Genomic DNA, 23,199 nt, shown 5'->3' with positions numbered 1-23,199 from the left:
CCCACACGCGCTTGAGCACGAGGTGCCCCTCGAAATCCTTATATTCCTCCACCGTACCGCCCTTGCCGTTTGCCGACACCCAGTTCTCATCTTTGATCACCGTTTTATAGAGTTTGCCGGCAGTATAATAACCTGCTGTGGCTCCGGTGCTGTTGACTGTCCACAACCGCACATCATTGGTGCCGTTCGTCCCATAATCACTTACCACTGTGCGGCCGGAATCGGTACTGGCGGTTACGTTGTTGCGGATCGCAACTGGCTGCCAGGGAATCCCTGGTGCCCCCTGCTGCTGCACACGGTTCAGCGGGCTGTTCTCAAAAACAGTAACTGCATAGGGCTTCGCTGTCTTGACCACGGCAGCATCCCAGGTATTCGTGGTTGCATAGTAGGCCTGCTGGTCTATCTTGGCCGTAGGCTTGAAGCTTCCATTTCCCGCCAAATTCTGCACGTGCGGAAGATATTTGATATTCTCCCTGCCAAATCCATCATACTCCATATGCTGTACAATGTCTCTATAGGTCGGGCTGGCCATTAGCTGCACCGTTTGGCTAGGCCTTCCTAGACCATCAAAGTACTGGATACTCTGGTTCTCATCTCCGATCGTACGCTGCGCATTCAATGTAGCAAGTGTAACACCCGGACTACGGAACGTTTTGGTTAATATATAGTTCTGTCCAGCTGTAGGAGTACTCACAAGATTCTGAAAGCCGGCAATACCGATCGTAATGGTTTTGCCTGCCGCCGGGGCAGGGATATAAAAGCCGTTCTGGAGTGTAATACTCTTGAGCGCCTGGATATTGGTCTGGTTGCTATAGGAACTCAGGGTGAGGTTGTCCACAAGTGTCTGCCCATGCACAGTACCCAATATAGCTAATGACAGTAATGTTAAAAAGTTCTTTTTCATAATTGAATTGGCTTAATTGGGTCTGTAATGATAATCAAAGGACTTGGTCACATAGTTCAGATGATCTAAAATTGTCTGCAAACGCTGCATGCCGTCGTAGGTATAAGTTTCCTTAATGCCACGGGCATCCGTCTTGCTGGTCATACCAACCAATGGTCTATATGTATAGCTGGTCACCATGGCTTTGGGAATGTCTGTGCGTAACTTATCAGCGGCATTCTTGATCAGGGTCTCCATCGTCGCCTCTGTCTGGCTACTGCTGTTCAGGTTGTCAATAGCCGCCTGCGTAAGTGCTGTTGCAACTTCTGCATAGGTCGCATTTTTAATTTCTATCGCTGGAAATTTGCCGCTATAACCCCAGAGATAGACAATAGAAGAATTAGAAAGATCCTTAAATTCCCTTGCATTCCCATAAGTATCATAAAGCGAAATTTCCAATTGTGGATACTCGTCTGCGCTACCATTTTTAAGATATACCTTGTTTAAATACACCCGATCGTTGCCAAAATTCTTAAAAATAATTCGTTGGTTTACATTTTGTCCAACGTTGATACTATCTGAACTTAGAATTATCTGACTCAAACGATGTTGGCTTTTTAAAATTGCTGTTTCTGTAGTTTTTAGATTATCCGGAATACTGGTTGTATAATACAAGCGCTTGCTGGAAGTTCTACCGTTACTTTTCTCAATTTTGATACGCGTAGGCATAAGATTATATAAATCACCATAGTTGAATATAGATATTGTTTTTATTTTTCTATCTTCTGTGTCAAAATGAGTGGTGACAATGGAATCCTGACGGATCCATTTAGATATCAAGCGATAATCATTGATAAAAAATGTGGCCTCTTTTTTTAACAGACCATTCAAATAAGGTGGAGAAGCAAAAGCAATGACATAACCTATACCTCTATTTCCGTCGTCGGTCGGTTTGGTAATGGGAGAAAAATGATAATCCCAAAAGGTATCTTCATTTTGAATAGAGTAAGAGTTGCGCACTTCTTTTACAGGCTTAAGCATACCATTCTTATCAATGTAAGAAGTCTCTTTTAACAACATTCCATTCGCCCAATCCATACTAATAACAGGTGGCAGAGGGAAGGAATAACGTCCACCATAATCTCCATAGTGAGAAAACTCGGTATCCACCTGCGCCTTTTGCGCCCCGCTCGACTGAATTTTGGATACAAACGTATAACCAACACTTCCCCCCTGTAAAGAATTCAATGGATCAACACTTGCTGAATTCTGGACAAAGAACCTAGATGGAAAAAAGTTATATACATTTTCATCCAAAAAATATTTTTCCAATAGATAGGTATATTTTGGCTTATAATTAATTTGACCGCTGGATTTCCCATTTATAGCATAGACATAACTTTCTATTAGAGGGGTTATATCTCCGACCTTGGCATAGCTTATTTGTGTTTTTAATCGAAGCCCGCCTGCAAATCTATTTCCTTCGGAATATTGTTTTGTAGTGACATCATAACTCAGCGTAATATTTGTCATTCTATTTCCAGTATTTGAAAACTGCATACTATAGACCCCAGGTGATAAGTTCAGTCCCAGTGTTTGGTTCTGATAGGCAGTATAGTTTGCCTGAAACCCGTTATTTCCTTGGATAGATACCACATAATCCTGTGGGTCTTCAGGCTCATTTCCAATTCCCCCACCGGAGCTGGAGCCACTTACTTGAATCTTAAGTTTTGACTGGCTCACTATAGCTCCCTCCGGTATAGTAAAATTTATGATCTGATTACTTGGACTATTTAAATAATGGTCAGCATGTGATACAATGCTCATGGTATCTTTAGAATAATAATCGTTTGGCTCATACACAAAATCAGTATAGCCTTTGGTAGGATAGGTAACCCTTGTTAGAATATTTGCCTGTAGATAACTTGGATCAACTTCACGGTTTGCCCCATCCGTAAAACCAAATTCAGGCTCGACAGGAAGTAAATTAGGGTTATTCTTTCCATTATAATATCCCCAATGATCCTGTGAAAATGAATATCTACTTGGTAAAGAAATCTGGCCATTATAAGTAAAACTATATGTACCACCATTGTAATTTTTAACACTGTCCAATTTCAACCGCTGAAACTCCTCACTCGAACTACCAAAATAACTATAATAAAAATTTGTATTCTGAGAAATACCCATTTTTTTTACTTCGACTCTGTCCAAAACCTTAGTACCGACAAGATCAGTACGATTTGCTCCATAGTAGAACTTTATCTCGGTACCATCTGAGCTAATGATCCTATTAATAGCTTTAGAATTCACAATCATACTTGTGTTTGTGTTCGTACAATCTAAACCAATACTTCGTGTACCAAGTGGGATATTCCTACTTATAGGCGGTTGGATCCTTTGTGTATAGTTGACTGCGATATATTCAAATTGGATTGTAGATCCTGTAGGAAGAGCAATTGTAGTGAGTAGCATGGTCTGTCCAGATATGGAACTTGCACTACAATTACTCGGTAATTCTGAAAATTCAAAATCTCCAAATGTATATTTTATTCCTTTTAGATCTGTTATTGAGATATTATTACCGAAGCCAGAATGTTCGATTTTAACTCCATTGAATGGTATGGTGTGTGCTTGCCCATATTGATCAAAATAAAATTTACCGCTAATTCCGTTAACCGCATATGAATAGATATCCGGCTGAGTATCTATTGTACCTTCAGCACTACCTACACCCAAGCGATATAGTGTCCCACCGTTAAACTGATCAGGTTGATAGGATATCAAGCCTGATAGATGGGCATCTGGCAATTTAAATTCTGTCGATGACAATGTAGCAAAACCATTATTCTGAAAATCACCAAACCCATTGACAGCTACCGATATATTACCATAGGCATTGAGAGACCATCCCAATCCAACATTTGACGCTATCTCTTCAACTTTTATACCACCAGCATTATAATTAATCGAAATTGGAAAGTCATAATCTTGAATCTTTAAATTTGTAATTGGGACAGTAATATTCGGCTTTCCCGTAAATAAGCCAACGGGTATAAAGCTTATTTTGTTAAACGCCATCACATCTGGGCTTGAGGGCAAATACTGTTTGGGATGTATGTAATTCGGCTCTGTTGACTGAGCAGAAGCGCTCAGTGAAGATATCAGCAAGCTGGTCCCTGACATCAATGTAAATAAAAAACTTTTCATTAACTTAATTATTGAGGAATATTGAAATATTATCTCCAAACTTGGCAAAGAAATGTAGTAGTCAACTCTTATAATTGAGTATAGATTATTTGGCCTTTTAAATCCAATATCCCCCTGGTTATATATTGTCCCTAAAAATCGGGCTTTTAATTACTTTTCTATAAATTAACAAGCTTTAATCTAAAATCAATTAAATATAAGGATTTTCATCTATTCAATCAATAATATTTCATTTAGAATTGCAAGAATACAATGGAGACCTAATTAAGAAGCAATATTCTATTTAAATATCACTTCGTTAGCATATACAATTTTAGATTCCTCATCGTCAAAAACATAAACTATTGCTCTATCCATAACATATGACTAAGTAGTAATTGTGAATAATTTATAAAAAGTCCCTGTGTGATTAGATATCCAGCTTTTCAATAATCCGTATTCTCCTATTTAACGTATCCTGTACTTCTTCCGGTTTCCAACTTTTCTCCATAAAACCTCTTTTATCTCGTGCGCAGGAGCCACAGTTTGAATTGTCATGCTTATTTGTATGACCACATTCACATCGCCGCACTTCTTTTCCACTCGAAAATATTCCCTTCGATTCCTCAACTTGTACAATTTCAGGGAAGAACTTTGCCAAAGCATTTCCTTCTAAACTTTTCAGAATAGTAACATCTTCTTTTGAATACCAATCTTTGTCCAAAAAGAATATTTTCAGCGCAATACGTCTAGCATGTATATTACTATTTAAAAGGTTAATGGCTTTTGTGTAATCGATAAAATTGGATGAAGTGATAATAGCACTGATACGTTTTACTTGTAAGGTTGTCAAATTGCCTTCTGATAAAGAATAGCAATAGCTTCCTCATATGGTAAGTAATCAAAATAGCGGAATAGCACTTCCAACTTTTCTTTTGGAGTTTGTTCTAGACCATAATCCTCATTCATTGCTTTGAACACAAGTGGCTCAAATTCCCGTGGGCCCGACGTAGCGATGAATTCAGCTGTTTCCTTATTAATAGACCCTAGCGACTTATAATTCTCTAAGATAATATCTGCTCGAACCTTTTGCTGAATCAGTTCACCGTCCAATAGATCATCCTGCTTCTCTACAGGAACACGAGCAACCTCTTTAAGATGTACTGGTGTCCCCACCGCAGTAATCATAAACATTTGACTCCCCTTTCCTGAGATTTCATTGATATCCACACTATACTCTATAATAGCATCAGCCCGAATTGCCTGCGCACGTTGCTTGAGCGTTTCTGTGACACGCTTGTACATTTCCTGCATCTTCTTCTCATAGCTGGTAGAACGACCGCCAAAGAAATCTACATAGCTGGCTCCTATATCGCTAAAGACAGTGGTACCGATGACAACATTGGCTGCTATTGGATCATTATATCGTGAAATCTCCCTCCCTTCGATGGAATTGGTCGTGGTTGGCTGAATGAATAGGCTTACAGATATTAACTTTCAAGATTATTACAAACTGTAAGGCTAAGGTATAGGTTTGAAAGGATGGCTGGTTACGGGAAACCGTAGCTAATTTATTCGAACGTTTTAATAAGACAATTAAGATAAACACCAGGTAGCGATTTCTGGATATGAATACATAAAAGTAAGGTACAATAGAATAAGACCATAGGACAGTGGAAAGGTTTCAGGATATTGAAAAGCTCACCGAAAGTGCAAAGGATCACGTATTTGCATTATTTGTCGCATTCATCGCCAAAAGCAAGATGAAGGCGATACTCAAATAAAACAACAACGCCCAATCTTTATAGGATTGAGGGTTTTATCTCAAAAGTACCATTTGGTTCTTTTCTATAAGCAAAAAAGCCGCGCTCCATATCAGAAAGAGACAACAGCTCCTCATCTGTGTTCAATATCTCTTCCATGGAAATAACTTTATAATCCGATTCTTCAACCGCTCTGTCACTAATAAATTCCCACATTCCATCCTCGAGATGATGATACACTCTAGTTATTTGGTCCGTCTTATTCAAAACAAATGATGTTGTCAAAACTGCCTCGTTGGCATCAGAAAAATAGTTAATTAACTCCATTAGAGATCCTGTTGTATTAGCGGCATAATGCCCCACCGAAACTAAATAAAATATGACTTTTCCCTTTATACGATACTCTTCCTAAATGGTACTCTTTTCATAAACGTTTTATACTGATGTAATTTTTAGATTTGGCAAATTTCAGAAATTTATGAATGAGTTTATTTTACACTTTCTAGTTCTGAACTGTGCAAATCTGCTATTTTTTTTATCCAGTTTATTGGCTGGAGATTTCGGACATCGGGGCCATGCAATTCCGACGCAAATTGACCACTATAAATAGGAACCATCAAATAAGCAAAAATGGATTTTAAACTTATCAGCATAATATTTTAGCGGTCAAAATTTTCCGAATTGAATGGTCATGAATTTTCGAATTCGGATGGTCAGCAGTATCGAAATCTCCACCAAGAGCAAGATGCAGGCGATACTCAAATAAAACAATAACGCCCAATCCGATAAAGATTGGGCGCTGAATCAGGAATATCTCACATCCGATGACTATTTCTTTTCCAAGGAGTCTAAACTAAGCTCATAAACATCCCCCAATTCACCATTGCATTTTATGAAGATATTCTTAGGAACTTCAGAAAAATCAATTTTAGTGACTAAAGACTGGTCACAGTCATTTTTATTTGTGTTATAAAAGAACAGTTCATTCTTGTCTAACTTTATAGGCAGATCACTTATCGCTCCCAACACATACTTTCCAAAGTATTGTTTTTTATTATCGTATAACAAAACAGCACCTGTAGTATGGTTGTTAGGTCCCCATACACGCCCCCATGTAACTACATAATATTTCCCATCGGTTTTTGTATCAATTTCGCCTAAATAAGTTATAGAAGCTTCATTATTATAACCCTTTTTATCGCTTAGATTGAACTTAAAAGTCTTACCAATAACGTCTTTGGATAAAACAGACAATACAATATCTTCTTTATCTTGAGAGAGTCCAGAACAAGACAAACAAAGCAAAATACACATCATTAAAAGCTTATTCATAATTCTAATAGTTTTGTGGGTTTGGTTTTACAGAGCTCCTGATCATATCTTTTATAGATTTCAGATAGTCCTGCCCATATTTAGCAGCACCACCTCCGTTGTAGTTATTAATAGCCTTATCCCATCCCTGAAATTTAAAACTCATTTGGTCAGTTTTTGAGTTATATCCGACTCCACCCTTAAAGCCTTTGGTCGCTAGATCTTTTATACCCGCATTAATTGATGTAACAGGGCCAGGTACAACTCCTTTTGAAAGTCCATAATTCGCTTTATAGGGACTATAATCTGCAAAATTACTAACACCATTGTTAACCTGCATAATATCTTTTTTCTCATTCGCCTCCTTCCCTGTACCAATACCAGATTCTTGCATTGCAATAGCTTTTACCGTAGTAGGATCTAGATCAGGTATTTGAGATGTGGCCGATGATGGTATTGATTTCCCTCCATCCGTCACCAACGATAGAGAACCTTCATTTTTATCCATATTGAATACAGCCGTACTTGCCGCTATTTGGTAATCGTATTTCTGATAAACAGCACCTGTAGTATTGGAACCACCTTTACCCGTTATAACATTCGGCATTGCAACTAGTTGATAATTACCGTCCGAATCTTTCACGTAAGTTTTAAATTCAGTTTTTGAGATAACCCGACTTGTTTCTTGCCCCTTTCTATTAAAATACACAATATCCGTTGGCCCCATTCCATCTGGATCAATAAAACGTAGGGGATTGTTGAAACTATAATTATACGGCGAATGTCTTCTCATCTGCTCCGCCAACGGATCCACCACATTCCACCGTCCGATCTCCGCATCGTAGAATCTCGCTCCGTAATCCAGCTGTCCTTCCAGTACATAAGAACTTCCCAAGGTATGCGTCCCGCCATTCAAGTCAGTCTGCATTTCCTTGCCATTATAAAGATACTTATTATTGATACTCGTTGCAATAGATTTCGTCTTACCGAATGGATAGTAGTCCTGTTTCTGCATTACTGTCGCAACAGGGGCTGTAGCTGTACCATCTTTCTTCAGCACAACACGCACATTGCCCAGATGATCTGTCAGGTTGTAATAATAGCGGTAAGTCCCTGAACTGTTCAGCAGGAAGCCATCTTCCGTGGCGATTCGTTCGATCACCGGATTTGCTGTTCCTGTCCTACTGTACTCGATACCATCGATATAATCCTGCTCATTGACAATACCGCCAACCGTAGACTTGCGGTTCAGCTTAGTACCCAATGCATCATAGTTATAGGCAATGCTCTTACCTGTACCGGTTACAGTTTTTGGAAGATTCAGATAATTGTAGTTCAGGGTCATCCCCGTGCGGTCCTTGGTCGCATTTCCGTTCAGGTCATAAGTAAATGAGCCGGTTACACCCCCCGAAAGACTTTCCAGCCTATTGCTCTTATTGGTATTGTTATAGTTGTACGTAATCGCCGTACCATTGTCACGGACCAGTGTTTTGATATTGCCCATATCGTCGTATGTCAATACCTCGCTCATCACCGTACCTGTACTCACTCCACTCTTCAACCTGTTTAATGCATCATAAGTGTAGGTAAATGTGCTGTTTGTTGTAGCAGCATAGCCCCACAGCTGCTGCGCGATATTGCCATTATACTGGGCGTTACCCAGCACCGTTGTACCATTCACATTATAGTTCAGCTGCGAGGTGAACTGTGCCGAGCTTGCCTTAGTTTGCCAACCCCGTTCGTTGTAGGCATAGCCGATATTGGTCATAAAGTTGCTGCCACCGTTCTCACTGTGCAGTGACTTGGTCTTCAGCTGGCCGATCTCATTGTAGGCAAGCCTGCTCTGGATCACCTCATCCTGTCCGTTGACTTTCTTCTTGGTCTGTACCAGTCTGCCCACATGGTCATATTCATTGGTCGTGATAATAGTCAGCACCGCTCCTGTGGACGGTGTATGCACATGCGTGCTCCGGACCACCTGACCTGGAAAATTGTATTCGTTGGTCACACGGTCTGTGCCGTTCAAATGGTTACGCCCCACACTCTGGATCACACGTCCATAGTCATCATAATAACTGATGGTCAGCATAGAATCCGAACGGTCATCTTTCCACACCATACTTCCCGTTAAAAGCCCCTTGATCTTGGTGCTCCTGGTAATATTCAGTGGCTGCAGATTGGCTGTATTTCCTCCGGTAAATCCGTAATCATCGTAATAATTTACCGATTGTAATGACTGCCCCGTCTTGGGATAGGCCTGATTGGTATAGGCTGCTGTACCGACCCGGTCTTCCCAATATTTGCTTACCGTGTTCAAATCGGTCTGTGCCGCGGACTGGCTCGCAAAGGTCTTGCTATATAGCCCCGTCTGTACAACCCGGCCAAATGCATCGTATTTTGTATAACTCCATTTCCCTAGCCCCCGTTGTACAGCATCCTGCGAAAGTACAACCTGATCATTGGTATTGTACACCAGCCATTCCCAACCCTTGCCCGGGATTTTCTTTTCAGCCAGTCTTCTCTTTTCGTCGTACTTATAAGCATACACCAGTTCATGGAAATCGCCTGTGGTGGCCTCGGTCAGTGTTGTGGTCGTAGCCGGGAATCCCGGCGGGATCACATACCTCAGGTCTCCAAAGTCATCATACACATACTGCGTTTCCAATTTCTTACTGTCTGTTTCCCAGACCCGCTTAAGCACGACATGCCCCTCGAAATCCTTATATTCCTCCACCGTACCACCCTTTCCGTTTGCCGATATCCAGTTCTCATCTTTGATCACCGTTTTATAGAGTTTGCCGGCAGCGTAATAGCCTGCTGTGACTCCGGTGCTGTTGACTGTCCACAGCCGCACATCATTGGTCCCGTTCGTCCCATAATCGCTTACCACCGTGCGACCGGAATCGGTACTGGCGGTTACGTTGTTGCGGATCGCAACTGGCTGCCAGGGCACACCGGGTGCACCCTGCTGCTGCACACGGTTCAGCGGACTGTTCTCAAAAACAGTAACAGCATAAGGCTTCGCTGTCTTTACCACCGCGGCATCCCAGGTATTCGTGGTCGCATAGTAGGCCTGCTGGTCTATCTTGGCCGTAGGCTTGAAGCTTCCATTTCCCGCCAAATTCTGCACGTGCGGAAGATATTTGATACTCTCCCTGCCAAATCCATCATACTCCATATGCTGTACAATGTCTCTATAGGTCGGGCTGGCCATCAGCTGGACACTCTGGCTCGGTCTGCCCAGTCCGTCAAAGTACTGGATGCTCTGGTTTTCCTGACCAATGGTACGCTGGTTGGCCAATTGCGCAAGCTTGACCGTATCACGGAAAGTCCGCGTCAGGATATAGTTCTGGCTGGCCGTAGGGTTGCTCAGAATGTTCTGAAAGCCGGCAATACCGATCGTAATGGTTTTGCCTGCCGCCGGGGCAGGGATATAAAAGCCATTCTGGAGTGTAATACTCTTGAGCGCCTGGATATTGGTCTGGTTGCTATAGGAACTCAGGGTGAGATTGTCCACAAGTGTCTGCCCATGCACAGTACCCAATACAGCTATGGACAATAGCGTTAAAATGTTCTTTTTCATAACTGGGAGTCTTAATTGGGTCTGTAATGGTAATCAAAGGACTTGGTCACGTAGTTCAGATGATCTAAAATTGTCTGTAAACGCTGCATGCCATCGTAGGTATAAGTTTCCTTAATGCCACGGGCATCCGTCTTGCTGGTCATGCCAACGAGCGGTTTATAGGTGAAGCTGGTCACCATGGCACCGGCCAACCGGGAGTCATTACGCAGCGTATTCATTGTGGTTTCAATCGCAGCGTCGGACACATTTACGAGATTAAGATTATCCAAAGCCGCCTGATTCAGGACTGTCAATACTTCGCTATAGGAAGCATTTTTTATCTCAGCTATTGGATACTGTCCGCCATAACCCCAAAGGTAGACAGTAAGCGGTCCGTCTTTTTTACGGATTTCCAACGGATTTCCTGCAGCATCATACCGATTGACAACAAGATCGGTGTAGGTCATGCTTCCTCTCTGTTCAACGCCCCTGCTTGGAAAAACTTTTCCATTGTACGGCGCCGCTAGATTGTAATACGTACCGGTCAATACTGTGCCCTTATACTCCTTTCTCCTGACAGCTCTGTTTGGAAAGTGAGACACTCCTTTTTTCCATGCATTGAGTCCCGTTTGCTCGTCTGCGCTCAATGTAAGCCCAAAACCGGTGAAGCTCGTCACGTCATCCGGATAGGTAAATTCCTGGATATTTTCCACTGGCTGATTACTCGAAGCGACACGGATTTTGGAAGGTTCATCCGCATAAGCTGCATTATACTCGAAATTCTGCTCGGTTGAGATACTATCTTTTAGGGATAGATCGGCATTGTAGAAATAATCTTTCCCAATCTTTTGAAGTGGTTTCCGCCGAGAAGTATTCAGAGACGACTGCCTAAAGGTATAATCCACATAATAATTGGATTGAAAATGTGTTCCATTACTGAGCCCCATTGTCCATTCGTAATAATTCGTTTCAAAGACAAGCGGACTCGTATAGAGTAGATAATCATGTGTATAGGTGTAATTTTCTTTCTTTATTGGCATAAAGCTACTGCCGTATTTTCTGAAATCCGTCTTCTTGATCATCGAAGGCTCGCTGAGCAAAAATGACAGGCTGCCGTAATTCTGTGAATTCAGAAACTCATAACTGCTGAAGGAAACTTCTCTTGGTATGGTATATTCAGATTCCGAAAGAATCAGATCTGATTTGACAACATCCTGCTGATACTTCCTGACCTTAGAATAGCCAATAGTAGCTCCGGAGGTGGCCACGCTTGAGTAATTGCTTATACCAAAATATTTACGGTCCCACCAATATGCAGTTCCAGGAGTGACAGCGATGTCCCCGACGCCCCCTGTTTCGAAGAATGTAAAGTAGTTCTGATCCTGGTAATTTTTATAGAGAATAGCCTCGTCAAAGAAGGATATACCGAGACCATTTTCATTCTCACCATACTTATAGTAGTCATTGGAAAGCAGATTCCCCTCGGGCGAATAACTTTTGACACTTTTTACCCGAAGTCCACCACCGGGCTTCTCACCATCGGACTCTGTAATGACCTTCCAATTCAAATCAACACGGGTATTGGTAGTAATATAATTCGATTGAGGAACCGAGGCTCCATAAACTGTGATCTTTAGTTCGTAATTATGTCCAGGTGTCAGGTTAAGCGTTTGGATAAAGCGTAGTGGCTGACTAGGGTCGCTATCATGCCATTTTTCAAAAATCTGCGTATTTGTTGTATTATCGGTTATTCTTACCCATTGGGGGTGCATGGAAAACTCGGTGTATGGCGGAGTTGGCGGATTAAAAGTAATGTCGATGACAGCTGGCTCCAACGACTGCCCTGTGCCCGAAGTACCATAAGTAAACGTTCTCACCTTTTCATTCTTCTGATCTACGCCCAATCCGACCACTGTTTCGCTGATATAATTGGTACTGGTCGATCTTACTTTCCCAATGTATTTGTTGTTCTCAAACTCAAAATCGGTGTACCCCCTGGTAGGATAGGTAATTCTTTTGAGCATTTCAGCCTGCATATACTGAATATTTGGGGTCCGGTCAGCGGATCCAAATGTATAGGTTGGCGTTACACCAGAATAGCTCTGTACGTTATTAATACGTATAGTTGTTGGTGGAAGATAGGTGTTTGCCATATTTCCGTTATAATATCCCCAATAATCCACAGAAAAGTCTTTCTTTTGGGGAAGACGCAAGGGGTCATAAGCAAAATCATATTTCTGGTCACCGCTTCCCGCATCCAGATTCCTAACGGTAACCGAAGCTAGTTTTACACGGTCCGTACTCGAATCGTATACGAAATTTACCTCTTTGATCAGTTCGCCTTTGACATTCAAAACCTTGATCTTACTCAAAAACTTTCGTGGGCTAAAATAGACAGGTTTGCTCACTGAAATGTATTCAAACAATACCTGACCGTTAGAGTGGACTATGGAAGTAATCAGTTTACTGTTATTATCGACAAAATTATTTGATTTATTATAGCTATAATCGTTCATAGGCAATACTTTTTCCCCATTAAAATCATAGCCAACCCTGACCTGTTCATTATTGATATATTCCCGGATCCAATTGTCAACATACTGAAAATTTGCGTACTCTCCTGATTCGTTATCGGTAATCTTTGATATATACCAGGAATTGGTTGTCGCATAACTGGTCATCCCATTGTTGATTTCATCTCCGATCGAATAGGATCTGTCATCGAAAAGGTAATTCAGTCCCTCATCATCTACGATGGTAAAAGGATAGGATCTGTAACTGTCACCTAAAATAGTTCCTCTTGAGATTTTTATGCTTGAATAAGGAATTGTATAGTATTCGTTCATATTTTTTACCAAAAACTTACCGGACCTGCTTTTGGTGCTGAAGGTATAAAGATCGGAGTGATTATCATTATTCCCCAGAGCCAATGCTCTCAAATCGTTTTTCTTGGTAATTATAATACCCTGATCATTGGGAATAATGGGCGCATTATACTCATTCAAAAGTTCCTGTATCGTCTTGGGGTTATGAAAATATACCCCATTATAAGTCGAGCTGCCCGAACGCTCGTCGATACCGCCGATAATGTTTCTGCTGATCGTATACATGCCCGAAAGGCTCCAGCCAAGTCCAACCTCTGTTTCCTCCTGATCTACTTTAATACCCGAAGCGTGATAACTCAACCCAAAAGGAAGCGACTTCCCCTTGAGTGAAATTTCAAAAAGAGGTATCGATATAGGAACTACTCCGGTATACTCGGCAGTGGGATACACCGCATACTTGCCCAGTTCTGCAACATTGGGTGGCTGGGGATCAGCCAAACGTATCAATCCACCTTTTTCAGGGCCTTGACCAAATAGAGTTGTCGTCATCAGCAGCCAGCTTAATGCAATAAGCTTCAGACCTAAATTTTTTCTTCTCATAATAATATTATAATTGGTCTGCTGTTTATTTTTTCACTTGGTGTTTCCTAATTTCGGATAACGCTTTCTCCGATTTATCAAGACGGTCAACCACCTGCTTTAACACTTTATCTTTTTCTATCAAATGCAGGGTCATCTCTTCAATTTTTTTCAACAGCAGCTTGTTCATCTCACCCAATGAAATGCCATTGGCTTCAACCTCGCTTGCTTTGGGCACATCGGGTAAATGGCCGTTCTTTTGAATAAATTTTTCGGTTTCGGCTAGTGTCGGTAGCTTATAATCCTCTTCAAAAACATAGTCGGCCCAGCCAGAAGTTTCTACTTTAATCTCTTGACTACGGATCTTACCATTCACAGCAAGATCATAGTCACCGGGTGTTTGTGTTTTTACACCAACTTTTCCTGAAAAATAAAAATCTCCGGCACCGACAGGATTGTTCAAAAGGGAACTTATCGTGGGCTCATTTCCATTGACCTCTTCCAGCCGAGGTCCGTAGAAATATTGACGGTCATTGACGTTGGAATCATAAAACAAATAGGAACGATGGCGGGTAGCAGTTGTTGTTGAAGCAAATTTAAAATCCGTCATACCAGCAACTTTTTGGCCTGTAACAGCGTCGTATATGGCACCATAATTTACGGTAGAGGGATCATTCGAACCATGTACATAGCCCACCAACAAATACCAGCGGTCGAGCTCGGGCAAGTTACCATACCAGAAATAAGGGTTATTGTTTGCGACACCTGCCAATGAATTGACACCTGAACATCCAAAGTAAGCTGTTCCATTTTTCGAATTTGACCGTTTGATCCATACCGAAAAACGGTAGGTCTTCTGGTTATTGATAGCGATATCGACAGAATTCCAGCCTCCATCAGCCTGTGCATCCCCACTGGGCGTCGCTTTCCATAGAACGACCTGTGGCCCCAGGGGACCTATTCCCCATTCGCGTTCATTCTCACTGGCAAGACCGTTGGCGACGAGTCCTGAAGTTCCTCCGGAACCGGTTACCCAATCATTGAGGTTGAGCAGGTTTTGTGCATGGCTTCCCATGGCGCATGCGCTAAAGGCAAACAGAAATGCCGACTTTAACTTATTCATAGCTAATAAACTGGTTAATAAAATATATCAGTAATAAAAAATACACATAGGAATCTTTAAGAAGCTATTTTATCGCTTCTATAGATCTGGCTAGCTTTCTTTTTATGGTTACTTGAATTTAAAAATTCCTGCTATTTATTCATAGCATTATTTAAAATATTTTTTCGTTAAGGTTATAATGTGGAGATTTCGGACATCGGGGCCATGCAATTCCGACGCAAATTGACCACTATAAATAGGAACCATAAAATAAGCAAAAATGGATTTTAAACTTCTCAGCATAATATTTTAATGGTCAAAATTTTCCGAATTGAATGGTCATGAATTTTCGAATTCGGATGGTCAGCAGTATCGAAATTTCCACGTTATTGTACATATAATATCTTTTTTGACCTTTTATCTCGAAAGACTTTTTTGCTCTGTTATGATCCGTGCCAGGATCTCTTTTTGTGTCTCCTACTCTGGTGGAAGTTTGAAAACTTCGATCACTTACATCCGAGAAAATAAAGTGAAAATTATCAAACCGTTCCGCCGTCAATAAGGATCTCTGTTCCGGTGGTATGCACAATAAACAACAAAAGCCCAATCTCATAAACCTGGATTGGGCCACTTTTATTTTTCCACAAGCTACCTTTACTATTTCAATTCTGATAAAAATACTTTAAAAACAAAATTTCTTATTTCATACCAATTATTATCTGTTAGAAAGTCCTCAACATTCCATCTAAACTGATCCAAATCCTCAATAGCAGACCGTATCTTCATTAATAAAACAACACCATTGCTGGAAATAACATTAGCCTGGTGTAATTCTTCAATAAAAGTTTGATTCAAAAATGAATGATAGTCTCCTTCAAGCTCTTCTAAGCTTCTTCGAACTTTTTCTTCATATAAAACACCTGGTTCTTTGAGTGGAACAAGTATCATGTTTAATGTAGATACCAGTAACTCGTATTTTTCAATTATATTTAGACTATTTTCCATAAATTATTCGAGATTTATCATCTTTAGCAGGCCTATATCCCTCTCCTACAACTTTAGTTTTTCCTGAGAAACCACTATTTATTTTATAATATCTTTACCCATTCCCTATAAACTTCCACCTCCATTTGTGACTTTGCTCATTATAATTCAAATAATCAAAGAAGCTTTAGACAAAGGAGGTTACGCGGTCTGTTATGACCTGGCCTCCAAGATATGTCGCAAATTTGTTCATGAATAAATATGTTGAACAATCTGAGAAAAAACTATCTTCTCCATTTCAACGATTTACTTATATTCTGTTACTTTCTCAACAAAACACCTGTTAATTTATAATAAATAAAAAGATCAATTTCTAATGGATCATGTGGATCTACAAATACGAGGAAAAATAAGAATTTGCATCAGACCTGATATACTTCCCAAACCACGCCGCCCAATACCAATTTGACAAGAGTGCCATCTTCAACCAGTGTATGTAGCACCTCATGCAATTCAGGTTCTTCCAATTTAACTAATCCATATGCTTTATTGGTCAAAATAAATTCCCTCATTTTCCATAAACAAAACTTTATGGGATATTCATTGGTAGGCATAAAATCAAATTCACATACTATACCGTCTTTCTCTAAACGGCAGCCCGCACCATGAAACTGGTAATTGAATCCACCAATTTGTCCCGAGCGATTTCGACTGCTCTTTTGTTCAAATTCTTCTATATTTGGAGAAAACTGATGTTTGAAGTCATTAATGAAAGCAACATAATCATTCAAAACCTTCCGTATAATTTGATTAATCATTTTGTATCAAGATACAAAATAGATATGTAAATTAGCTACTGCGTTATATTTTAATACAATGGGATTTTTTGGGGTTCGCAAGTTATCATTTATGTGTATTGTATCGATAAGCATATTATCGCAGGCTGTCGGTCAGTCACTTGTTTTGGATGACTCAATCGCGGATATTCCTCCTCACATGATTGAAAAATTTCCTGAGCCGCCTTATGGTACAAACGGATTTAAAAATTGGATTGTTAAAAATTATAAGATACCAACTGCAGCCAAGAAAGCAAAAGTAAACGGCAAACTGATGATCAATTTTACGATTGAGAAAGATGGACGGCTCGGTAATTTTCAGATAACCAAAGATATCGGTTATCAAACAGGTGAAACACTAATTGAATTGATCAAAAAATCCAGTCCCTGGAAACCGGGATACCAAAATGGACGTGCTGTAAAATCCGGCTATACATACCCCCTATCATTCAGTGAAGGTGATTTAAAATTACAATCTGAGGCAAAAAGACAAAGATGAAAATCCACATCGTTAGCGACCTGCATAGAGAATTTGGATACAATGATTTCGATCTGAATTTAGCAGATGTACTTATATTGGCTGGAGATACGGATCTAGGAGTAAAAGGGATCAGCTGGCTCAAATCACTTTCTTTGGATATACCGATCATCTATGTGCTGGGAAATCATGAATATTATAAGGGAGCATATCCGAAAACACTATATAAAATCAAAGACGCTTCAAGCAATTCAAATATCCATGTGCTGGAAAATGAATCTTTGGAGATCGATCGGGTTTGTTTCCATGGCTGCACACTCTGGACTGATTTTTCGTTAAAGGGCAATCCTGCTGCATATGGATCGCTATGCCAAAGCCGTATGAATGATTATAAGAAGATCAGATTGGGTGACAATTATGTCAAATTAAGAAGCATCGATACGTTTAGAATCCACCAAACTTCGAGACAATGGCTGATGGAAAGTCTTAGTGTCAGCGAAGCGAAACACAACATCGTAGTGACGCATCATGCTCCAAGCATGCGATCCTTACCAAAGAAGTATTTGGACGATCCGATCAGCGCCGCCTACGTCTCGGATATGGAAGCCTTTATCTTAAAGCATCAACCCTCCTACTGGATTCATGGCCATATACATACTCCCGTAAATTATAAAATCGGTAACACCGAAATTATATGCAATCCACACGGCTATATCAATGAACCGTATAATGGGTTTAATAAGAACCTTGTCATAGAGATATAAACAAAAAACAACAATGAGAATGGAACAAATCGACGTCCTATGGCAGGGAAAAGTTAATCAATTTCCATATCGGATATATACATCCACAACGAAAAACGACGTTGAAACGACGAAGGATTTTGAGGAACTAGGTCTCATGACCCGTCATCATGATGGGTACATTCGTGAAATAGCAATAGCGAAACTAATGAATCTTTTTCCCTCGGAAAGCATTCCATATATTGTGCAGCTATTAGGTGAGTATGTTATGGAAATCCATTTGACCATTATTGCATGCATTACCCCGCAGCAAAAGAGTTGGATCAAAGAATTCTTTACTGAAAATACATTATATGAAAGGGCGATCCGAAGTAGAATAGTGAGCTATTGGAATTGTTACTACAGATGTGACTTTATCAAATTGAAAGATTATCCAGCTTTCCAGTTTTTCTCTGATTGACTTATAATCAATGCGACAACTATTAATAGGAAATTACCTATTGAGTATGGTCTTCAATTTGGGAAGATCCTTTTCGGTCAATCCGATATAAGAAGATGTAGATACTAGCCTCGTCTTTAGCTCTCGAGGTAGATCGTTTAACGATTTGTCATCATCTATTATGATCATTTCCTCCGATTGCATACACTGCCGACCAATATGACCTAATACTTCGTCCTTTCGCGTATAGTGATCAATCAAATGTTGTTCAGCATTATCCAACAGTTGAAGTGAATCAATTCGAATATCCCTATCAAGAAATTTCTTTTTCCATTTTGCTACATAGAAGCCATCAGTTGCCTGCTCTACAGACCTATGTGGATTGACATGTACCATGACACCGTCTATATCTAAAAAGAAAATCATATTGCACGAAGCTAATAATTAATTTGGCGCTTCCACTCCACTGGTTTGCGATTTAATAATAAAAAATATTAGCCATAGATTGATAGTCCAGCCTAATTTTGTAAATTCAACGTATAAGCCATAGCATGAAACAGTTCATAAAACTATTCCACATTTCTGCCCTTACTATCCTCGTTACCGGTTGCAAGGATCCATCTCGCACAAAGACAATGGATTTTGGTCTATTTACGCTTGAAGTTCCATATAAATGGCAGGAGGTCAAACAAAATGGAGTAGACAGTTATGTCGGCGCAATTGCTGTAGACAACAAGGATACGCTTTACTTTGATCTGGGCATGTATTCAAATAGTTTGACAGAACCAAATATTCAGGTTATCACACGACAGATGATGGAGGAAAGTGCAACGGACTCTTCGGACTATATTATTGTAAAGGATATGCCGATATTGGATTTGGATCTCGATGCTGATCTTTACAGAAAACAAAATGTATCCTGGGATACTATCGATAACAGAAGAGCGAAAATCGTATTTCCGAGAATATCCGGAAAAGGAAACACCGGAGTGTACATCGGCAGCCTATGGGGAGACTCTTCAAAAGTCCGATTTAACCTTCATGGTTCAAACCTGAAAGCGCAAACAGAACAGGATCTTCTTAAATCGATAAAGACATTGAGATTCCACAAACGTAATATAGATAATGAAGAGAATTAACGCTACACTATTTGTACATCTCAGTTTTATGGCTTTGACATTTTATGTTGTATTAACAGACGGAGATTGGCTGAGGTATTTTACGTGGAGTTTAAATTTTAACCTGATTATCTTTGGATTTCAAGTTGCAGCACTTATTTATGCAGGATACCTACAGACGCAGAGAAATAGAAAGATATTCTCCATATTCTGGCCAGCACTGATTGGACTACTGATGTTAATATTTTGTATACTCATAACGGGAAATTATCAGTTTAACACCAATATAGGTATCACCATTCTATGGTTGATTCCTGAGGCTTATTACGTAGCATATGATGTTTTAATAGCTCGTCTCATCAAGGAAATGCCGCTCCCATTGAATATAAATTGGCAATTTCAAGAGAGATGCATCTATATTATTCTCTCAGCCATATTTCCCTTGATCGGATATACTTTCTTTAAATGGAAAAAGGATACTTTCAATAGGTAAATAGAAATTCCTATTTAAGAACAATTATTGATGGACTTCGGGGAATCTCATTGGCCGGACAATCTTACCATCTTTGATTATCCAAAAACCAAACACAGGGTTATGGAAAATTATTCCTTAGAGGCACTCAAATCTATTATCAGTGAAAAATGAGGACTAATTTATTTAAATTAGAGCTAAATATTTAGAAAACTCTATTAAGCAAAATGAAATCAACGGAAGTATATCGAATAATCAATAAAATTATCTTTCCCGAATTAAAACGTGCAGGGTTTAAAAAGACTAAAAGTGGCATGCTGGGATTTTACAAACAATTAAAAGATCACTATTTAGTTATTTGGTTCCAATGTGCCCAAGGTGGTTTTGATGCTTATGCTGGTTCTAAATTTGTCGTTGAAGTACAGATTAGCAAGAACAATGACATCGGTTCTCCTTCTATTTTCAGGGAAAGAATCCCATTCTTTTTAACAGTGGACGATCTAGCCAAAGTAACCGAGCTCGAAAATAAAGTTAAAGACAAACTGCGTTTGCCACCTAGTAACCATTATATTTTTGGCATGGATGAAAATATACAGCTTTGGTACAAGAAAAAATTTGAGAAAGTTGATAACATCTACAAAAATTCTAGTGATATCTGGTTTGTATATTTTGACGAAACAGATATCAACAATTGGATTGAATTCTTACAACCTGTCATAAGAAAGGTCATATTTGATTTTGAAAAATCAGATTACTAAATGGAAAGTTTTTAATATCCTATCTAAAAGAATAGTTTTCCAACATGTTTAATGCAAACAGTTCATTTCAGCAGAAAATACAACCCAAAAATTGTGAACTCCTCGCCCCTGTTGAAATTTTTCCCTTTGGATTTAACCTCAGTCAAAACGAGGCTGTAAATAATAGCTTTGCCAACCCAATGAGTATTATCGAGGGACCTCTTGGGACCGGTAAAAAGCAGACTTTTACATGATGATGTTTCACCTTGGTAATATCAACAATCAGATAAATAATGAGCAACAGTGATACTAAACGACTTTCACGATTGACCGCAATCTTGACCCGCTTACAAACTAAACACTTAATAACAGCTTCTGAACTAGCTGATAGATTTTCAGTGAGTAAAAGAACAATTTATCGTGACATACGTGCATTGGAAGATGCCGGAGTGCCCATTCTTACGGAAGAAGGGAAAGGTTATGCATTGATGGATGGTTATAAAATACCACCTGTGATGTTTACAGAAAGTGAAGCCAATGCGCTGATAACAGCAGAACAATTGATTCTGAAAAATAAAGATGCTTCGTTCGTAAAAGACTACACCGATGCGGTCAACAAAATAAAAGCAGTTTTAAGAAACAACACAAAAAATAAAGCTAACATGTTATCGAGCAGAATTTTATCCGGACAAAATACTGAAAGAGTCCGTACAAGCAACAATTTATCAATTCTGCAGTTAGCTTTGACAAACTATAATTTGGTGAAGATTAAATATTATTCTCCCGAAAATCATCAAACTACAGAAAGAATGGTGGAACCTTTTGCCATTTACACCACAAAAGAAAATTGGCTGTTAATTGCGCTTTGCAGACTCAGAAACGACTACAGGGCTTTTCGCCTAGATCGTATCGAAAGCTTATCGGTTCAGAATCAAACTTTTGTACCGCACAAAATTACTTTCGAAGAATATATTGCCCTAATTGAGAAAAAATGTTTGTGACCCTTGACATAAGGCTGTCTTTAGCCTGATCTATTTTTGCATCAGTATAAATTTAAAACTGAAAAAAATATGATTCTACTCAACACTGGTCCAGCAAAAGCTATGGAATTTACGAGTTTTAGAAAAAGAGAAAATATCACCGATGATGAGCTTTTGTTTGCTGTGTTAAAATTTGAAACGGTCTTGGCTCAACAAAAAGGTATCCTTTTTCATTGCCTGGTCAGGAATTATGAAAATGAATATGCAAATGTTCTTTTTGGGGATTCTATCGAAGCTTTAAAAGATTTGAGTAAAAATCTAGCTCATCTACCGGAAGTTCAACGTTTTTTCGAAATGGTTGATGGGAGAACCGTAAAAATCGAATATCACGAAATACAAAAAGACAATTTTGAGATTCCGACGCATTTTTCCTGCGTCGAGAAACGAACATTTTCTTTGAATGATATTAATAATTCAGATAAATTATTGTCAGTTTCCGAGAATATCGAAAATGAATATTTAAGTGCTTTTGAAAATACTCAAGAGCATTTCATCGGAAAATTAGTTGAAAACAAATTTTCCGAAGTAACCTTTGGTAAAACTCTCGCAAAAACCAAGCAGATCTGTTTCGGCTATTTTGAGAATCTTTATGGTCTGGAATTATTAAATCTTGCTGATAAAGAAAATATGGAATTAAATTTTTGGCACTTAATTGCATAAAGAATGACAAAACAAATTCCACTTGTTGACAAGGTATATCTTCTTGAAAAATTTCAAGGAAAAGGGGGATGGACGTTTGCCAGAATACCTGAAGTCGCTCCAAATAACAACTCCCCTTTTGGCTTGATAAGAGTTAACGGAACGATTGACGGTTGCAAAATCCGAAACTATAATCTGCAATCAATGGGAAATGGCCTTCTTTTTCTTCCAATAAAATCTGAAATCCGTAAAAAAATCAAAAAACAGGAAGGCGATTATGTTCACATTATATTGTATGAAGATGTGAATCCAATTGAAATCCCAGAGGACTTAACTCTTTGTCTAAAAGAAGTTGAAGGTGTTTATGAAGCATTTTTAGCGTATTCTGAAAGAAAAAAAATTACGATTCTCAACTGTATCTATTCGGCAAAAACAGACCTGACAAGAGTGAACCGGATTGCAAAAACAATTGACGAAATTGTTAACAAAATTAAATAGC

The 23,199-nt window shown here is 39.4% G+C and carries 21 protein-coding genes; 9 read left to right on the top strand and 12 right to left on the bottom strand.

From position 1 onward, the window contains the following. The 11 genes from AAW12_RS07740 to AAW12_RS07690 form a co-directional block, all read right to left on the bottom strand. Window positions 1-904: DUF6443 domain-containing protein (locus AAW12_RS07740; RefSeq protein WP_046673024.1), on the bottom strand; the 904-nt coding region annotated here is incomplete at its 3' end. Between the two features lie 12 nt (window positions 905-916). Continuing rightward, complete coding sequence (locus AAW12_RS07735; protein WP_046673023.1) at window positions 917-4,093, bottom strand: hypothetical protein; 3,177 nt, start codon at window positions 4,091-4,093, stop codon at window positions 917-919. A 409-nt stretch (window positions 4,094-4,502) separates the two neighbouring features. After that, a complete protein-coding gene (locus AAW12_RS07730) occupies window positions 4,503-4,925 on the bottom strand; it encodes a hypothetical protein (RefSeq protein WP_046673022.1) in 423 nt (140 codons plus the stop codon). After that, window positions 4,922-5,545 (bottom strand): YbjQ family protein, encoded by a 624-nt coding sequence (locus AAW12_RS07725; protein WP_262506841.1) that lies wholly within the window; start codon window positions 5,543-5,545, stop codon window positions 4,922-4,924. The genes AAW12_RS07730 and AAW12_RS07725 overlap by 4 nt, the downstream gene beginning before the upstream one ends. Before the next feature lie 329 nt (window positions 5,546-5,874). After that, window positions 5,875-6,162, bottom strand: a complete 288-nt coding sequence (locus AAW12_RS07720) for a hypothetical protein (protein WP_046673020.1) — start codon at window positions 6,160-6,162, stop codon at window positions 5,875-5,877. A 501-nt stretch (window positions 6,163-6,663) separates the two neighbouring features. After that, a complete protein-coding gene (locus tag AAW12_RS07715) occupies window positions 6,664-7,167 on the bottom strand; it encodes a hypothetical protein (RefSeq protein ID WP_046673019.1) in 504 nt (167 codons plus the stop codon). Between the two features lie 4 nt (window positions 7,168-7,171). Beyond that, window positions 7,172-10,729, bottom strand: coding sequence for a DUF6443 domain-containing protein (locus AAW12_RS07710; protein ID WP_046673018.1), 3,558 nt, complete (start codon window positions 10,727-10,729; stop codon window positions 7,172-7,174). Window positions 10,730-10,740: 11 nt separating this feature from the next. Next, window positions 10,741-14,133: a hypothetical protein gene (locus AAW12_RS07705; RefSeq protein WP_046673017.1), complete on the bottom strand. Its 3,393-nt coding sequence runs from the start codon at window positions 14,131-14,133 to the stop codon at window positions 10,741-10,743. A 25-nt stretch (window positions 14,134-14,158) separates the two neighbouring features. Further along, window positions 14,159-15,235 (bottom strand): tail fiber protein, encoded by a 1,077-nt coding sequence (locus tag AAW12_RS25385; RefSeq protein ID WP_053003573.1) that lies wholly within the window; start codon window positions 15,233-15,235, stop codon window positions 14,159-14,161. A gap of 636 nt (window positions 15,236-15,871) precedes the next feature. Beyond that, window positions 15,872-16,219: a hypothetical protein gene (locus AAW12_RS07695; RefSeq protein WP_156167577.1), complete on the bottom strand. Its 348-nt coding sequence runs from the start codon at window positions 16,217-16,219 to the stop codon at window positions 15,872-15,874. A 401-nt stretch (window positions 16,220-16,620) separates the two neighbouring features. After that, on the bottom strand, window positions 16,621-17,016 hold the full coding sequence (locus AAW12_RS07690; RefSeq protein WP_046673015.1) for a DUF6896 domain-containing protein: 396 nt from the start codon (window positions 17,014-17,016) through the stop codon (window positions 16,621-16,623). A 58-nt stretch (window positions 17,017-17,074) separates the two neighbouring features. Here AAW12_RS07690 and AAW12_RS07685 point away from each other — a divergent pair, with 58 nt between their 5' ends. The 3 genes from AAW12_RS07685 to AAW12_RS07675 are packed head-to-tail and all read left to right on the top strand — an operon-like array spanning window position 17,075 to window position 18,715. Further along, the gene (locus tag AAW12_RS07685; RefSeq protein WP_053003572.1) at window positions 17,075-17,533 is read left to right on the top strand and encodes an energy transducer TonB; all 459 of its coding nucleotides are present in this window, start codon (window positions 17,075-17,077) and stop codon (window positions 17,531-17,533) included. Next, window positions 17,530-18,276: a metallophosphoesterase gene (locus AAW12_RS07680; protein ID WP_046673014.1), complete on the top strand. Its 747-nt coding sequence runs from the start codon at window positions 17,530-17,532 to the stop codon at window positions 18,274-18,276. Before AAW12_RS07685 ends, AAW12_RS07680 begins: the two co-directional genes overlap by 4 nt. A gap of 19 nt (window positions 18,277-18,295) precedes the next feature. Continuing rightward, window positions 18,296-18,715 (top strand): hypothetical protein, encoded by a 420-nt coding sequence (locus AAW12_RS07675; RefSeq protein WP_156167576.1) that lies wholly within the window; start codon window positions 18,296-18,298, stop codon window positions 18,713-18,715. A gap of 33 nt (window positions 18,716-18,748) precedes the next feature. Here AAW12_RS07675 and AAW12_RS25380 read toward each other — a convergent pair whose 3' ends face one another. Then, a complete protein-coding gene (locus tag AAW12_RS25380; RefSeq protein WP_053003570.1) occupies window positions 18,749-19,120 on the bottom strand; it encodes an HAD domain-containing protein in 372 nt (123 codons plus the stop codon). Window positions 19,121-19,245: 125 nt separating this feature from the next. Between AAW12_RS25380 and AAW12_RS07665 the strand changes: the two genes are divergently transcribed. The 6 genes from AAW12_RS07665 to AAW12_RS07635 all read left to right on the top strand — a co-directional run bounded on the left by AAW12_RS07665 (window position 19,246) and on the right by AAW12_RS07635 (window position 23,198). Continuing rightward, window positions 19,246-19,833, top strand: a complete 588-nt coding sequence (locus AAW12_RS07665; protein WP_046673013.1) for a hypothetical protein — start codon at window positions 19,246-19,248, stop codon at window positions 19,831-19,833. After that, window positions 19,820-20,305: a hypothetical protein gene (locus AAW12_RS07660; RefSeq protein WP_046673012.1), complete on the top strand. Its 486-nt coding sequence runs from the start codon at window positions 19,820-19,822 to the stop codon at window positions 20,303-20,305. Before AAW12_RS07665 ends, AAW12_RS07660 begins: the two co-directional genes overlap by 14 nt. Window positions 20,306-20,511: 206 nt before the next feature. Beyond that, window positions 20,512-21,042 carry a hypothetical protein gene (locus tag AAW12_RS07655; RefSeq protein ID WP_046673011.1) on the top strand — a complete coding sequence of 177 codons (531 nt, stop codon included), beginning with the start codon at window positions 20,512-20,514 and terminating at the stop codon, window positions 21,040-21,042. Between the two features lie 272 nt (window positions 21,043-21,314). Next, on the top strand, window positions 21,315-22,022 hold the full coding sequence (locus tag AAW12_RS07645) for a helix-turn-helix transcriptional regulator (RefSeq protein WP_046673009.1): 708 nt from the start codon (window positions 21,315-21,317) through the stop codon (window positions 22,020-22,022). A 69-nt stretch (window positions 22,023-22,091) separates the two neighbouring features. Further along, a complete protein-coding gene (locus tag AAW12_RS07640) occupies window positions 22,092-22,721 on the top strand; it encodes a hypothetical protein (RefSeq protein WP_046673008.1) in 630 nt (209 codons plus the stop codon). 3 nt (window positions 22,722-22,724) lie between these two features. Beyond that, window positions 22,725-23,198 carry a YdeI/OmpD-associated family protein gene (locus AAW12_RS07635; protein WP_046673007.1) on the top strand — a complete coding sequence of 158 codons (474 nt, stop codon included), beginning with the start codon at window positions 22,725-22,727 and terminating at the stop codon, window positions 23,196-23,198. Window position 23,199: the final 1 nt, after the last annotated feature.

Source organism: Sphingobacterium sp. Ag1, assembly GCF_000988325.1.
Lineage (GTDB): Bacteria > Bacteroidota > Bacteroidia > Sphingobacteriales > Sphingobacteriaceae > Sphingobacterium.
Note: the sequence above shows the minus strand (reverse complement) of the source record. Positions and strands in the feature narration are given on the sequence as shown.

Coding starts and splice junctions, on each gene's coding strand:
- AAW12_RS07635 (WP_046673007.1), top strand. CDS start 22,725: ATGACAAAACAAATTCCACTTGTTGACAAGGTATATCTTCTTGAAAAA.
- AAW12_RS07710 (WP_046673018.1), bottom strand. CDS start 10,729: ATGAAAAAGAACATTTTAACGCTATTGTCCATAGCTGTATTGGGTACT.
- AAW12_RS07720 (WP_046673020.1), bottom strand. CDS start 6,162: ATGGAGTTAATTAACTATTTTTCTGATGCCAACGAGGCAGTTTTGACA.
- AAW12_RS07705 (WP_046673017.1), bottom strand. CDS start 14,133: ATGAGAAGAAAAAATTTAGGTCTGAAGCTTATTGCATTAAGCTGGCTG.
- AAW12_RS07655 (WP_046673011.1), top strand. CDS start 20,512: ATGAAATCAACGGAAGTATATCGAATAATCAATAAAATTATCTTTCCC.
- AAW12_RS07735 (WP_046673023.1), bottom strand. CDS start 4,093: ATGAAAAGTTTTTTATTTACATTGATGTCAGGGACCAGCTTGCTGATA.
- AAW12_RS07690 (WP_046673015.1), bottom strand. CDS start 17,016: ATGATTAATCAAATTATACGGAAGGTTTTGAATGATTATGTTGCTTTC.
- AAW12_RS07645 (WP_046673009.1), top strand. CDS start 21,315: ATGAGCAACAGTGATACTAAACGACTTTCACGATTGACCGCAATCTTG.
- AAW12_RS25385 (WP_053003573.1), bottom strand. CDS start 15,235: ATGAATAAGTTAAAGTCGGCATTTCTGTTTGCCTTTAGCGCATGCGCC.
- AAW12_RS07675 (WP_156167576.1), top strand. CDS start 18,296: ATGGAACAAATCGACGTCCTATGGCAGGGAAAAGTTAATCAATTTCCA.
- AAW12_RS07680 (WP_046673014.1), top strand. CDS start 17,530: ATGAAAATCCACATCGTTAGCGACCTGCATAGAGAATTTGGATACAAT.
- AAW12_RS07640 (WP_046673008.1), top strand. CDS start 22,092: ATGATTCTACTCAACACTGGTCCAGCAAAAGCTATGGAATTTACGAGT.
- AAW12_RS07665 (WP_046673013.1), top strand. CDS start 19,246: ATGAAACAGTTCATAAAACTATTCCACATTTCTGCCCTTACTATCCTC.
- AAW12_RS07660 (WP_046673012.1), top strand. CDS start 19,820: ATGAAGAGAATTAACGCTACACTATTTGTACATCTCAGTTTTATGGCT.
- AAW12_RS07695 (WP_156167577.1), bottom strand. CDS start 16,219: ATGGAAAATAGTCTAAATATAATTGAAAAATACGAGTTACTGGTATCT.
- AAW12_RS07685 (WP_053003572.1), top strand. CDS start 17,075: ATGGGATTTTTTGGGGTTCGCAAGTTATCATTTATGTGTATTGTATCG.
- AAW12_RS25380 (WP_053003570.1), bottom strand. CDS start 19,120: ATGATTTTCTTTTTAGATATAGACGGTGTCATGGTACATGTCAATCCA.
- AAW12_RS07715 (WP_046673019.1), bottom strand. CDS start 7,167: ATGAATAAGCTTTTAATGATGTGTATTTTGCTTTGTTTGTCTTGTTCT.